Genomic DNA, 13,850 nt, shown 5'->3' with positions numbered 1-13,850 from the left:
CAGCTTTCCGGGATCAGGGGATCTGGCGAGAACAGGACGATTCGGCCGCGATCGTCCTGCCTCCGCCAGATCCCCTGATTCGGCGCGGACGCGCACGCGGGTGAGCCGCGCACCCGGTAGTCGGCGCTCGCCGGGTCGGCCGCGCACCCCGGTAGTCCGCGCTCGCCGTCAGCTGCCCCCCGGCGTCAGGCCCGGGCGAAGAACTCCCGCTCGTGCGCCATCGAGCGGGCGAAGGCGGCATCCATGCGCGCCCGCTCGAGGGGGCCGGCCTCGCGTGCCGCGGCATCCGCGATCCCGATCGCGCGGGCGGTCGCCGTCGCGAACGCCGGGTCGCCGTACAGCGCGAGCCAGTCGTCGTAGGGGTGACCGTCGTGCCGCCGGGCGGCGAGCCGGGTGCCGAGGTCGGTGTACAGCCAGAAGCACGGCAGCAGCGCGGCCACGAGTTCTCCATAGGAACGCGCCGACGCATGGAGGTGGTTCGTGTACGCGAGAGTCTGCCGCGCGGGGGTGACGGCCTCCGAGCCGAGGTGCGCCTCGTGCAGCCGGCGCTCCTCGACGATCGACGACTCCGCCGCGCGCGCCCAGAACGCCTGCTCCTCCGAGGTCGGCGCGAGAGCGCTGGCCCTCGCCAGCGCGCGGGAGTACTCGCCGAGGTAGACGGCGTCCTGCGCGAGGTAGCGCAGGAACGTCTCGCGGGCGAGCGTGCCGTCGCCGAGGCCGCAGACGAATTCGAGATCGTCGACGGCGGCGCGCACGGTGGCCGCGGCATCCCACGCGCGGGCAGACCATGGTCTGACGGAGACGGATGCCGCGCCCCGCTGCTCATGGAAGTGGTCGATCGGGCCGTTCCCGGTGCCCACGCGCAGCGCGTCGGCGTGCGCGAGCGCGCCGGTGAGCCATGCCTTCGCGCGCTCCAGCGCCGGCGTCCACGTAAGCCCCGTCGCCCGCAGCGTGGCCATCGCCGACGACAGCGAACAGCCCGTGCCGTGGGTGTTGCGGGTCGCGACGCGCACGCCGGCGACCTCGTGCACCGTGCCGTCGGCCGCGACGATGGCGTCGGGACAGTCGGCGCCGTCGAGGTGCCCGCCCTTGAGCAGCACCGTCGTGCCGGTCTCGCGCGCGAGCGACCGGGCGTCGTCGAGGGCCTGCGTCCACGTCCCGGCCGGGGCGCGCCCGGTGAGCACGGCGAGCTCCGCCAGGTTGGGCGTGACCAGGTCGGCGTCGCTGCAGAGGCCGCGCAGCGCCGACTCGGCGGCGGGGTCGAGCAGGCGGTCACCGCTCGTGGCCACCATCACCGGGTCGAGCACCGTGACGGGCGGACGCGCACGCGCGAGCCACTCGCGCACGGCGGCGATGATCTCGGCGGACTGCAGCATGCCGATCTTCACGGCGTCGATGTCGACGTCGTCCGACACCGCGTCGAGCTGCGCCGTCAGAAACGCCACCGGCGGCACGTGCACCTCACGCACGCCGCGGGTGTTCTGCGCGACGAGGGCGGTCACGACGGCCATGCCGTACCCGCCGAGCGCACCGATCGACTTGAGGTCGGCCTGCACGCCGGCGCCGCCGGTCGGATCGGTGCCCGCGATGCTGAGCACGCGGGGGACGGCCGTCCCCCGGACCGGTGCCGGCGCGGGGGCAGCCGCCGATGTGGCGAGGCCGCTCATCGCGCCGCCGCCGGCTCGGGGGCGTCGGCCGCCGCCGGCTCGGGGGCGTCGGCCGCCGCGCGGAATGCCTGTGCGGACGCCGCAGGGTCGTCGGCGCCGCAGATCGCCGACACCACGGCGATGCCGGCGGCGCCCGCGACGCGAAGTGCGAGCACGTCGTCCCGGCCCACGCCCCCGATCGCGACGCAGGGGAGCGGCGCCTCGGCCGCGAAGGCGGCGAACCCGTCGACGCCGAGCGCCGGCGGATGGTCGGGCTTGGTCGAGGTGGGACGGATCACGCCCACCCCCAGGTAGTCGAGCGTGCCGGGCGGGAAAGCGGATGCCGCATCCCGGTGCGCCGGCGCGTTCGCGGTCCAGCCGATGACGGCGTGCGGGCCGAGCAGCCGCCGCGCCGTCTCGGGCGGCAGGTCACCCTGGCCGAGATGCACGCCGTCGACGCGGGCCCCGGCGTCGCGCGCGGCGACCGCCACGTCGACGCGGTCGTTGATGAGCAGCAGGCAGCGGCGGTCGATGACGTCCGACAGCGCCAGCGCCTGCCGTAGCAGCTCGCGCGCCGTAACGGACTTGGCGCGCAGCTGCACGACGTCGACACCCGCGCCCGCGGCCGCGTCGACGATCTCGACGAGCCGTTCGAAGGGCACACGATCGTCGGTGACGAGATGCAGCGCGAGGCGGCAGGCCTGGCCGCTCATCGTGTCGCCGCCAGGGCGTCGGCGACACGCTCGTCGAGGTCGCCGGGGGCGGCCGCCACGGCGTCGAGAGCGTCGAGGAACGCCACCGCGAACGAGCCCGGGCCGTCTGCGCGGGCCGCCGCCCGTTCGGACGCGGCCGCATAGAGGGCGGATGCCGCCACCGCCGCTTCGAGCGGCGCGCACACGCCCAGGAACCCGGCCATCACCGCGCCGAGCGAGCATCCGCCACCCGTGACGCGGGTGAGCAGCGCATCGCCGCCGGGGACACGGACCACTCGGTCTCCGTCCGTGATCAGATCGACAGGCCCCGACACCGCGACCACGCCGCCCGTGCGGACCGCGAGCGCACGCGCCGCATCGGCCGCGGCATCCGGTCCGTCCGTCGCGTCGACTCCGCGACCGCCCGCGCCGGCGCCTGCGAGCGCCAGGATCTCGGAGGCGTTGCCGCGGATGATCGCGGGACGGTGCTCGAGCAGCTCGGCGGCGAGAGCGGTGCGCACCGGAAGCGTGCCGACGGCGACCGGGTCGAGCACCCACCGCCTGGTGGCCCGCACCGCCTCGCGGGCAGCGTCGCGCTGCTCGGCGGTCGGCGTGCCGAGGTTCACCAGCACGCCGTCGGCGATGCCCGCGAACAGGCCCGCCTCGCCGGGAATGTCGCACATCGCCGGGGCGGCACCCACGGCGAGCAGCGCGTTGGCGGTGTAGTTCGTCACCACCGCGTTGGTGAGGCACTGCACCAGCGGCGCGGCCTCCCGCAGCGCGGTCAGCGCGGCGGCGGGGCTCAGGCGGGGCAGATCGGACGGGTGGTCTTCGGCGCGCGCGTTCATCGCGACATCCCTTCGCTCGCATGATCGAGATCAGGTTCGACGGGTGTGTTCTCAGCCCGCCGCGCGGGCACCCCGTGTCACTGCCGAGCAATCTAGCAGGCGTTCGTCGGTGACCGTCGCCACGTGTCATCGCCGCCGACCACGCGGTGGAAGCGGGCGGTCGCGATGCGATGCGATGCGCCTGCCGAAGTGTCGGCGCCACGCCGTAGGCTGGGGGAGTGACCACCGCCCTCTACCGCCGCTACCGGCCCGAGTCGTTCGGCGAGATGATCGGTCAGTCGCAGGTCACCGAGCCGCTGATGACCGCTCTTCGCGGCGACCGAGTGGGCCACGCCTATCTCTTCTCCGGTCCCCGCGGGTGCGGAAAGACGACGTCGGCGCGCATTCTGGCGCGCTGCCTCAACTGCGCGCAGGGGCCGACCGACACGCCCTGCGGCACGTGCGACAGCTGCGTCGAGCTCGGTCGCGGCGGCGGAGGCTCGCTCGACGTCGTCGAGATCGACGCCGCCAGCCACAACGGCGTCGACGACGCCCGCGATCTGCGCGAGCGCGCGGTGTTCGCGCCGGCCCGCGACCGCTTCAAGATCTTCATCCTCGACGAGGCGCACATGGTCACGCCGCAGGGCTTCAACGCCCTGCTGAAGCTGGTCGAAGAGCCGCCCGACCACGTCAAGTTCATCTTCGCGACGACCGAGCCCGAGAAGGTCATCGGCACCATCCGCTCGCGCACCCACCACTATCCGTTCCGGCTCGTCCCTCCCGGCGCGATGCTCGAGTACGTCGAGCAGCTGTGCGCGCAGGAGGGCGTCGACGTCGAGCAGGGCGTGCTGCCGCTCGTGGTGCGCGCGGGCGGCGGGTCGCCGCGTGACACGCTGTCGCTCCTCGACCAGCTCATCGCCGGCTCCGAAGACGCCAAGGTGACCTATGCGCGCGCCGTGGCGCTGCTCGGGTACACCCACGCCGAGCTGCTCGACGAAGTCGTCGACGCGTTCGCCGGATCCGACGCCTCGGCGGCGTTCGCCGCCGTCGACCGCGTGGTGCAGACCGGTCAGGACCCGCGCCGCTTCGTCGACGACCTGCTCGAGCGCCTGCGCGACCTCATCGTCGTCGCCGCCACCGGGCAGGGCGCGTCGGCCGTGCTGCGCGGCATCTCGGCCGAAGACCTCGCGCGCATGCAGCGGCAGGCCGATGCCTTCGGGCCGTCGCGCCTGTCGCACATCGCCGACCTCGTGATCGCGACGCTCGACGACATGACCGGCGCGACCTCGCCTCGCCTGCAGCTCGAGCTCATGGTGGCCCGCGTGCTGGCGCGGGGGACGGATGCCGCACCCGCCGGTTCTGCGGCGTCGCCGACGTCCGCCGTGGCACCTGCCGCGGCTGGGCCCGCTGTGTCGGCGCCCGCTGCGGCGGCGACGGCGCCTCCCGCTGCGGCGGCGACGGCGCCTCCCGCTGCGGCGGCGAAGGCCCCCGTTGCGTCGGCTGCACCGCCGCGCGCTGCTGCGGCGGCCCCCGCTTCGGCGAGCCCGGGGGAGCCTGCGTCACAGCCGACGACTTCGGCACCCGCCGGGGTCGCCCCGTCCCCGGCTCCGGCTGGACCCGTCACGCTCGAGCGCCTCCAGCAGGCGTGGAGCCAGGTCCTGGGCCGTCTCGAGGATGTCAGCCGGTCATCGTGGATGCTCGCGTCGGGCGCGCGCATCGTCGCGCTCGACGGCGACGTGCTCACGCTCGCCTTCGCCAGTCAGAGCGACGTCGCGAAGTTCAAGCAGCTGGCCGCCGGCAAGGGGCCCAGCGAAGACCTGCGGCAAGCGATCCTGGCCGTGCTCGGCATCCGTGTGAAGTACATCGCCCGCCACGACGCCGGTGGTGGCGCCGGGCCCCAGGGTGCGTCGGGTCCGGCCGCACCGGCTCCGGCGGTAACGTCCCCGGCGGAGCCGCCGCGCGAGGCCGCCACGACTCCGCCCGATCGCGCCCCTGCGCGACAGGGTGGCTCAGCGGCGACCGGCGCGTCGCGCCCTCAGGTTGCGTCGCCGTCCGCGTCCCGCCCCTCGACCGGTGCTCCGCAGGGCGCCGCCGCTCCCGTGCCGCGGGGTGCGGCATCCGCGTCCGTGTCTGCCGCGCCCGTCACCGACTGGGCCGTCGCGGCGATCCCGTCCGATGACGACGCGCCGCCGCCCGACCCGGGCCCCGCGGCCGTGCCCGCCTCCGTGCCCGCACAGTTCGCCGTCGACGACGAGCCTGAGGAGGCCGCGACCGAGACCCACGTGCGCGTGGCGACCCTCGCCCCGCCGCGCGAGGGCGACGTGCTGCCGCCCGCCGAGGTCGTCCCGTCGATCGAACGCGACGACGACGACGAGAACGAGGACGACGCGACGGATGCCGTCGCCGACGTGCCCGTGCCCCCGACGGTCGTGCCCCCGATGACGCCCGTCGTCACGACCCGCAACGGCGGCGTGCAGCGCTACGGCGAGGCGGTGGTGCGACAGGTGCTCGGCGCGACGTTCGTGCGCGAGGAGCCCTACGAGCCGCCGACGAGGTTCAGCTAGGCCATGTACGACGGCATCGTCCAGGACCTCATCGACGAATTCGGCCGCCTCCCCGGGATCGGTCCGAAATCGGCGCAGCGCATCGCGTTCCACATCCTGCAGACCCCGAACTTCGACGTCTCGCACCTCGCCGAGCTCCTGCGCGACGTGCGCGAGAAGGTGCGCTTCTGCGAGGTGTGCGGCAACGTCTCTGAGCAGGACCGGTGCTCGATCTGCCGCGACCCGCGTCGCAACGAGACGCTCATCTGCGTCGTGGAGGACGCGAAGGACGTCGCCGCGATCGAGCGCACGCGCGAGTTCCGTGGGCTCTACCACGTGCTGGGCGGCGCGATCAGCCCCATCGCCGGCATCGGACCCGACGACCTGCGCATCGCCCAGCTCATGCAGCGACTGGCCGACGGCACGGTGCAGGAGGTCATCCTGGCCACCAACCCGAACCTCGAGGGGGAGGCGACGGCGACATACCTGAGCCGCCTGCTGCACACGCTCGAGATCCGCGTCACGCGGCTCGCCTCGGGCCTTCCCGTCGGGGGCGATCTGGAGTACGCCGACGAAGTGACGCTCGGTCGCGCGTTCGAGGGCAGACGCTCCGTCTGAGACCGCGATGTCCGATCCCCGCCGTAGATTGGCCGTCGGCCGTCTCGTGCGGCGGTGGGGCGGTGCGCCATCCTGAGCGGTGCGGCCACCGACGGCGGGGCGGCCGGAACGCGCCTCGCGACGCAGACTCGCAGCCCGCACGTCGGCCCCGAGAACGGCGACGAGAACCTCAGCGGCCAGAAGTGCAGCGGCAGGAACGACCGCAGCGAGAACAGCGGCGAGAACTACGGCGAGAACTACGGCGAGAACTACGGAGACACCTCGGATGAACCCCTCACAGCGCTTCGACACGCGCGCGTGGCTGCTCTTCGGTGCGATGGCGGTGCTGTGGGGCATCCCGTATCTGTTCATCAGCGTCGCGGTCGAGTCCTACTCGCCCGCGGCGGTCGTCGCGGGACGCACGCTTCTCGGCGCCGTGCTGCTGCTCCCTTTCGCGCTCAAGCAGAAGGCCCTTCGCCCGGCGTTCCAGAAGATCGGCTGGGTGCTGCTGTTCGGCGCCATCGAGATGGCGGGGCCCTTCCTGCTGCTGGGCCACGCCGAGCAGACGCTGCCGTCGGGGCTGACCGGACTGCTCGTCGCGACCGTGCCCCTCTTCGCCGCCATCATCGCGTTCGGCGGCGGTGACCGCTCGGTCCTCAGCCCGGCGCGCAGCATCGGCCTGTTCATCGGCTTCGTCGGCGTCTTCGTCATCGTCGCCGGCCCGGGCCTCGCGGTCGAGGGCGGCGGCGGGCTGATCGCCGTCGGCGAGGTGCTCCTCGTTGCGCTGCTCTACGCGATCGCCCCGTTCGTCATCGCGACCAAGCTGCGCGACGTGCCCTCGCTCGGGTCCATCACGCTGGCCCTCCTCGCGGTCGGCATCTTCTACACGCCGATCGCCTTCCTCACCCAGCACCAGGTGCCCACGGTCGAGAGCACGGTGTCGCTCGTCCTCCTGGCGGTGCTCTGCACCGCGCTCGCCTTCATCGCGTTCTTCGCCCTGATCGCCCGCGTGGGCCCGGTGCGTGCGCCGCTCTTCACCTACGTCAACCCCGTCGTGGCGATCGTGCTCGGCACGCTGATCCTGGGCGAACCGCTGACGGTGGGACTGCTGATCGGCTTCCCGCTCGTGATCGCGGGATGCTGGCTCGCGGCGACTGGTGGAACGTTCCGTGCCGCCAAGCCCGAGACGGAGCTGCCTCCGGTCGCCTCCGGCTGAACAGCCCGCTGCCCCATCCGCGCGGCCGAGTCAGCGCAGCACTTCGACCAGGACGATCCACGACACGAGCAGGGCGGCGACGATCGCGACGATCGAGCCGACAGCGAACCACACGAGCCCGTCCGGCACGCCCGCCGCCAGCATCGCCCCGCCGATCGCGTAGGCGAGCGGAGCGAGGAAGCCGATCGCCGCCTTCGGCCCCCTCAGCCGGTTGGCTGGATGCCGATTGTCGAAGATGCGACGCGCCGCCTGCGCCTGGAACACCCCGGCACCCACGGCGAGCACCACCATCGCGACGCCGTAGGGGAGCGCGCCGACCTCGGGGATCAGGCCGATCGCCGAGCCGATGAGCGCGAGCACCAGCCCCGAGATGCCGGCGGCGAGGCGGGCGGTGAGCGAGGCCTCCTTGATGATGTCGCCGATGTTCACGCTCGCGGCGACGATCACGAGGCCGGCGAGCGCCGCCGTCGCGCCCACCATCGCGACGTTGAACTCCGACCACGCCTCGATCTGCTCCATGCTCGGATGCTAGCGGCGGCGAAAGCCGCAGCACAGAATCGGAACCTCTCGCCGACACGCCGGGAGCAGCGTCCCTCACACGGCGTGTCGACCAGGAACTCCGATTCTGTGCTCACGGCCCGCGCCCGACACATGGCCGGGGGCGCATGAGCTCATCCGTAAGATGGACGGTTGGGTGCGGCATCCGTTCTCGCCTGCCCTTGACACGCGTGGAGTTCGATGTGGCGCTGATCGTCCAGAAGTACGGCGGATCTTCGGTCGCTGATGCCGAGAGCATCAAGCGCGTCGCGAAGCGCATCGTCGACACGCGCCGTGCCGGCCACGACGTCGTCGTCGCCGTGAGCGCGATGGGCGACACGACCGACGAGCTGCTCGACCTCGCCGGGCAGGTCGCGCCGATCCCCGCGCCGCGTGAGCTCGACATGCTGCTCTCGAGCGGCGAGCGCATCTCGATGGCGCTGCTGGCGATGGCCATCCACTCGATGGGCTTCGAGGCTCGCTCGTTCACCGGCAGCCAGGCCGGCATGATCACGACCGCCGACCACGGCTCGGCGCGCATCGTCGATGTCACCCCGATCCGCCTGCGAGAGGCGCTCGACGAGGGTGCGATCGTCATCGTCGCCGGCTTCCAGGGCTTCAATCGCGACACCCGCGACATCACGACGCTCGGCCGCGGCGGCTCCGACACCACCGCGGTGGCGCTCGCCGCGGCGCTCGAGGCCGACGTCTGCGAGATCTACAGCGATGTCGACGGCATCTTCACCGCCGACCCGCGCGTCGTGCCGAACGCGAAGAAGCTGAGCGTCGTCTCGGCGGAGGAGATGCTCGAGCTCGCCGCCAACGGTGCGAAGGTGCTGTACATCCGCGCCGTCGAGTACGCACGCCGCCATGGCGTGCTGATCCACGCCCGCTCCACGTTCAGCTCGGGCGTGGGGACCTATGTGCTCGGCCCCGGGATGAACGTCCCCGAGGCCACAGTTCCCGACGGAAGAGGGGGAGAAGCGATGGAAGAGCCCATCGTCGCCGGCGTCGCCACCGACCTCGGCCAGGCCAAGATCACCGTGATCGGCGTGCCGGACGTGCCTGGCAAGGCCGCCGAGATCTTCAAGGTCGTCGCGAAGTCCGGCGCCAACGTCGACATGATCGTGCAGAACGTGTCGGCAGCGACCACCGGCCGCACCGACATCTCCTTCACGCTGCCGAAGACCGACGCCGCGACGGCGCTCAAGGCTCTCGCCGGCGACCAGGCCGAGATCGGCTTCCAGAACCTCGTCCACGACGACCAGATCGGCAAGCTGTCGGTCGTCGGCGCCGGGATGCGCACGCATTCGGGCGTCTCGGCGACGCTGTTCGAGGCGCTGTCGGTCGCGGGCATCAACATCGAGATGATTTCTACCTCCGAGATCCGCATCTCGGTCGTGGTGCGTGGCGACGACCTCGCCGAGGCCGCACGCGTCGTCCACACGGCGTACGGACTCGACGGCGACATCGAGGCGACGGTCTACGCCGGCACCGGCCGCTGACCCCACGAGATCGCGGATGACGGATGCCTCGACCCGAGGCATCCGCTCATTCCCGGCGTTCGCCGTCGCCGGCAGGGTCGCCCAGCAGCCCTTCCACGAGGGCTTCGACGATCGTGTCCGTCGAGGTCTGCGGGTCGATCGACACCGTCAGCCGATCCAGGATCAGCCCCTCGATGGCGTAGTGGAAGAGCGCGATCTCGAACGCATCGCCGGGTAGGCCGGCCGCGCGGTTGAACGCGACGTCGGCCGCGAAGCCCGCGCGCATCCAGTCGCCGAGCGCTGTCGCGATCGCGGGGGAGCGTGCCGCTTCTAGCCGCAGCGTGAAGAGGGCGAGGGTGACGTCGCGCTCGGCGGTGAGCCGGCGCACGATGTCGCGCGTGTAGTCCGCGAAGAGGGCGGGGCCGGGGGCGCGATCCCGCCATTTCGCCTGTACCGCCGGATCGGGAGCGAGCCGCTCGCCGATCCGCTGCACCAGCGCCGCCACGAGCGCCTCGCGGCTGCGGAAGTAGTTGGACGCCGTGCCCGTGGGCACGCCCGCGCGGGCGTCCACCGCCCGGTGCGTCAGTCCGCGCATCCCGTCAGCGGCAAGGACCGCGATGCCGGCGTCCGCGAGCAGCTGTCGCCGATCGTCGTTGCGTGCCATGCACGTCACTCTAGCGAATCCACGACAGATGTCGTAGATTCGTAACCACGACATCTGTTGTGAAAGGAATCGCATGCGCGAACTCGTCTACTACGCCGCCGTCTCGCTCGACGGACGCATCGCCGCGCCGGACGGCGCCTTCGACGCCTTCCCGGTCGAAGGCGACCACTTCGACGTGATCAACGCGGACTGGGCCGACACGGTGCCGGGCCCGCTGTACGACGCGCTGGGCATGACACAGCCGCGCGGCCGCTTCTCGACGGTGCTCATGGGCTGGAACACGTTCGCGGCGGGTCTGCCGCTCACCGACGACCCCTACCCCCATCTCGAGCAGATCGTGTTCTCGCGGACGCCCGCCTCGCGCGAGGTCGGCGGGGCCGTCCGTGTCACCGCCGACGATCCGCGCGGCGTCGTGGCCGACCTCAGATCGCGGCCCGGCGCCGACATCTGGCTGTGCGGCGGGGGAGTTCTCGCCGCGCAGCTCCGGGATGACATCGACCGCCTGGTGCTCAAGGTGAATCCGATCGTCTTCGGCGACGGGCTGCCGCTGTTCGCCGGCGGGTATGCCCCCGAGGCGTTCGCTCTCGAGCGCTCGCGCGCGTTCGAGTCGGGCGTCGTGATGAACGAGTACCGGCGCCGGTGAGAGGCATCCGGAATCAGGAGATCCGGCGGGAACAGGTCGACCCCCGCACATTCGTCCCGTACCGGCGAGATCTCCTGATCCGGGCGCTCCCGCGCCGGCGAAAGGCAGGATTCGCACGCACACTGGCCGCTCGGGGCCGGTAACACCGCATCGCCCCGCAGAGAGGGCCGGTAGAATCGCCCAAACCCCGCGCGTCCGACGGTGCCCGCGCGTCCGCTCCACGCTTGTGCTCCCACGCTGAGGAAGACCCATGACCCGCATCTCAGATTCAGGACTCTCCGTCGCCGTCGTCGGCGCCACCGGCCAAGTCGGGACGGTCATGCGCGAGATCCTCGCGGAGCGGAGCTTCCCGATCCGCGAGCTGCGGCTCTTCGCCACCGCCCGCTCGGCCGGCACCGCCGTCGAGTTCGGCGGCGAGACCGTGATCATCGAGGACGTCGCCACCGCCGATCCGTCGGGCATCGACGCCGCGCTGTTCTCGGCCGGCGCGACCGGCAGCCGCGCCCACGCGCCGCGCTTCGCCGAGGCCGGCGCCATCGTCATCGACAACTCCAGCGCCTGGCGCATGGACCCCGAGGTGCCCCTCGTCGTCAGCGAGGTCAACCCGCACGCCATCGCGAACCCGCCCAAGGGCATCATCGCGAACCCCAACTGCACCACGATGGCCGCGATGCCGGTGCTCAAGGTGCTCGACGCCGAGGCCGGCCTCGAGCGGCTCATCGTGTCGACCTACCAGGCCGTGTCGGGCTCGGGCCTCGCCGGCGCCCAGGAGCTGCTCGGGCAGGTCGAGGGCGTGCTCGCACAGGGGAACACCATCGACCTGGTGCACGACGGCTCGGCGGTGGACTTCCCGCAGCCGGAGAAGTATGTCGCCCCGATCGCCTTCGACGTGATCCCGCTCGCGGGCAGCCTCGTCGACGACGGCTGGAACGAGACCGACGAGGAGAAGAAGCTGCGCAACGAGAGCCGCAAGATCCTCGAGCTGCCCGACCTCCGCGTGGCCGGCACCTGCGTGCGCGTCCCCGTGTTCACGGGTCACTCGCTCTCGATCCACGCCGAGTTCGCGCGCCACATCACCCCCGCGCGCGCCCGCGACATCCTGGCCTCGGCACCCGGCGTCGCGCTCGAAGAGGTTCCCACGCCGCTCCAGGCGGCCGGCAACGACCCGAGCTACGTGGGCCGCATCCGCGCCGACCAGTCCGCGCCCGAGGGCAAGGGCCTCGTCCTGTTCATCTCGAACGACAACCTCCGCAAGGGCGCCGCGCTCAACGCCGTGCAGATCGCGGAGGTCGTCGCGGCGAACCTCGGCGTGAGCGCCTGACGTTCCCTCCCGACGACTCGGAAGCGAGCGGATTCCGCGGGCCGCGGCATCCGCTCGCTTGTCATTCCGGCAAGAACCCCCGAATTTGCCGGGGGAGGCCCCGCCCCCGGTCAGGGGTGCTTTCCAGCCGAACTAGAATCGTCTGGTGACCGAGAAGCCCTCCGACGCCCTGCCCAGCCCTGACGACAGCGATCTCCCCACGGGAACCGTCGACGTCCTGCTGATCGGCGGCGGCATCATGAGCGCGACGCTCGGCACCCTGCTCCAGCAGCTGCAGCCCGATCTCGACATCGCGCTGTTCGAGCGGCTGAGCGACGTCGCGCTGGAGAGCTCGAACCCGTGGAACAACGCGGGCACGGGCCACGCCGCGCTCTGCGAGCTGAACTACATGCCCGACAGCAAGGACGGCGGCCCGCTGGATCCGGCGAAGGCCATCTCGATCAACGAGCAGTTCCAGCAGAGCCGCCAGCTGTGGTCGTCGCTCGTCGAGGCCGGCGTCCTCGACGCGCCGTCGACGTTCATCAACTCGACGCCCCACATGACGTTCGTGCGCGGCGAGAAGGACGTCGCCTACCTCAAGAAGCGCTACGAGGCGCTGAAGGATGAGCCGCTCTTCGCGGGCATCGAGTACAGCGAGGACTCCCGCGTCATCAACACCTGGGCGCCGCTGCTCATGCAGAAGCGCCGCAAGGGCGAGCCGTTCGCCGCCACGCGCGTGCCGGCCGGCACCGACGTCGACTTCGGCGCCCTCACCCGCCAGCTGGTCGACCGCCTCGCCGAGAACGGCGCCGACGTCCGCACCAACACCGAGGTGCGCAGCCTCAAGCGCCTGCCCGACGGCACCTGGCGCGTGAAGTACCGTCGCACCGTGGGCCGCACGCCGGGCGAGATCCGGGCGAAGTTCGTCTTCGTCGGCGCGGGCGGCTGGGCGCTCAAGCTGCTGCAGCGCTCGGGCATCCCCGAGATCTCGGGCTACGGGGTGTTCCCGATCGGCGGCCAGTTCCTGAAGACCTCGAACCCCGCGGTCGTGGCGCAGCACAAGGCCAAGGTGTACTCGCAGGCCTCCGTCGGCGCGCCGCCCATGTCGGTGCCGCACCTCGACACCCGTGTCGTGGACGGCGAGGCGTCGCTGCTGTTCGGCCCGTTCGCGACGTTCAGCCCGAAGTTCCTCAAGACCGGCTCGTGGTTCGACATCGTCGGCCAGGTGCGTCCCGGCAACCTCGGTCCCATGTTGAAGGTCGCATGGGATAACCCCAGCCTCATCTCCTACCTCGTCGGCGAGCTGCTGAAGAACCACAAGAAGAAGGTCGACAGCCTTCGCGTGTTCATGCCCACCGCGAAGGACGAGGACTGGGAGATCATCCAGGCCGGTCAGCGCGCGCAGGTCATGAAGAAGGACCCCGAGAAGGGCGGCATCCTCCAATTCGGCACCGAGGTCGTCACCGGCGCCGACGGCACGATCGCGGGTCTTCTCGGGGCGTCCCCGGGAGCCTCCACCGCCGTGTCGATCATGCTGGGGCTGCTGAAGACCTGCTTCCCCGACCGCATCGACGCCTGGGAGCCCCGCCTGCGCGAGCTGATCCCGAGCTACGGCGACACGCTCAACGCCCGTCCCGAGGTCGCGCGCGAGACGCTCGACGAGACGGCCGAGGCCCTCGCACTCACCGCCTGACGCGCGCC

At 72.0% G+C, this 13,850-nt stretch carries 12 protein-coding genes and 1 riboswitch; of the genes, 7 read left to right on the top strand and 5 right to left on the bottom strand.

The annotated features are described in order from the left end of the window. Positions 1–185: 185 nt before the first annotated feature. The 3 genes from IM770_RS15465 to thiM all read right to left on the bottom strand — a co-directional run bounded on the left by IM770_RS15465 (position 186) and on the right by thiM (position 3,186). On the bottom strand, positions 186–1,667 hold the full coding sequence (locus IM770_RS15465) for a bifunctional hydroxymethylpyrimidine kinase/phosphomethylpyrimidine kinase (RefSeq protein WP_203582050.1): 1,482 nt from the start codon (positions 1,665–1,667) through the stop codon (positions 186–188). Then, on the bottom strand, positions 1,664–2,359 hold the full coding sequence (gene thiE / locus IM770_RS15460) for a thiamine phosphate synthase (RefSeq protein WP_203582049.1): 696 nt from the start codon (positions 2,357–2,359) through the stop codon (positions 1,664–1,666). Before thiE ends, IM770_RS15465 begins: the two co-directional genes overlap by 4 nt. After that, positions 2,356–3,186 carry a hydroxyethylthiazole kinase gene (gene thiM / locus IM770_RS15455; protein ID WP_203582048.1) on the bottom strand — a complete coding sequence of 277 codons (831 nt, stop codon included), beginning with the start codon at positions 3,184–3,186 and terminating at the stop codon, positions 2,356–2,358. The genes thiE and thiM overlap by 4 nt, the downstream gene beginning before the upstream one ends. Beyond that, positions 3,177–3,271: riboswitch (TPP riboswitch) on the bottom strand. Its footprint overlaps the gene before it by 10 nt. Positions 3,272–3,404: 133 nt before the next feature. On the opposite strand from thiM, the gene IM770_RS15450 reads away from it, so the two are divergent. The 3 genes from IM770_RS15450 (at position 3,405) to IM770_RS15440 (ending at position 7,521) form a co-directional block, all read left to right on the top strand. Further along, positions 3,405–5,729, top strand: coding sequence for a DNA polymerase III subunit gamma and tau (locus tag IM770_RS15450; protein WP_203582047.1), 2,325 nt, complete (start codon positions 3,405–3,407; stop codon positions 5,727–5,729). Between the two features lie 3 nt (positions 5,730–5,732). Then, complete coding sequence (recR, locus tag IM770_RS15445; RefSeq protein ID WP_203582046.1) at positions 5,733–6,326, top strand: recombination mediator RecR; 594 nt, start codon at positions 5,733–5,735, stop codon at positions 6,324–6,326. Positions 6,327–6,591: 265 nt separating this feature from the next. Next, positions 6,592–7,521 (top strand): DMT family transporter, encoded by a 930-nt coding sequence (locus IM770_RS15440; protein WP_203582045.1) that lies wholly within the window; start codon positions 6,592–6,594, stop codon positions 7,519–7,521. 30 nt (positions 7,522–7,551) lie between these two features. Here the strand turns inward: IM770_RS15440 and IM770_RS15435 are convergent, their stop codons facing one another. Then, the gene (locus tag IM770_RS15435; protein ID WP_203582044.1) at positions 7,552–8,040 is read right to left on the bottom strand and encodes a hypothetical protein; all 489 of its coding nucleotides are present in this window, start codon (positions 8,038–8,040) and stop codon (positions 7,552–7,554) included. 221 nt (positions 8,041–8,261) lie between these two features. Between IM770_RS15435 and IM770_RS15430 the strand changes: the two genes are divergently transcribed. Next, positions 8,262–9,563, top strand: coding sequence for an aspartate kinase (locus IM770_RS15430; RefSeq protein ID WP_203582138.1), 1,302 nt, complete (start codon positions 8,262–8,264; stop codon positions 9,561–9,563). 46 nt (positions 9,564–9,609) lie between these two features. Here IM770_RS15430 and IM770_RS15425 read toward each other — a convergent pair whose 3' ends face one another. Continuing rightward, positions 9,610–10,206, bottom strand: coding sequence for a TetR/AcrR family transcriptional regulator (locus tag IM770_RS15425; RefSeq protein ID WP_203582043.1), 597 nt, complete (start codon positions 10,204–10,206; stop codon positions 9,610–9,612). A 73-nt stretch (positions 10,207–10,279) separates the two neighbouring features. Between IM770_RS15425 and IM770_RS15420 the strand changes: the two genes are divergently transcribed. From IM770_RS15420 to IM770_RS15410, 3 genes are all read left to right on the top strand, one after another. Continuing rightward, positions 10,280–10,849, top strand: coding sequence for a dihydrofolate reductase family protein (locus IM770_RS15420; protein WP_203582042.1), 570 nt, complete (start codon positions 10,280–10,282; stop codon positions 10,847–10,849). 250 nt (positions 10,850–11,099) lie between these two features. Continuing rightward, a complete protein-coding gene (locus IM770_RS15415) occupies positions 11,100–12,170 on the top strand; it encodes an aspartate-semialdehyde dehydrogenase (RefSeq protein WP_203582041.1) in 1,071 nt (356 codons plus the stop codon). Between the two features lie 169 nt (positions 12,171–12,339). Continuing rightward, positions 12,340–13,842: a malate:quinone oxidoreductase gene (locus IM770_RS15410; protein ID WP_275403190.1), complete on the top strand. Its 1,503-nt coding sequence runs from the start codon at positions 12,340–12,342 to the stop codon at positions 13,840–13,842. The last annotated feature ends 8 nt before the right edge of the window (positions 13,843–13,850 follow it).

It is taken from the genome of Microbacterium hibisci (assembly GCF_015278255.1).
GTDB lineage: Bacteria > Actinomycetota > Actinomycetes > Actinomycetales > Microbacteriaceae > Microbacterium > Microbacterium hibisci.
The sequence above is the reverse complement of the archived record's forward strand: the minus strand, read 5'-3'. Positions and strand labels throughout refer to the sequence as shown.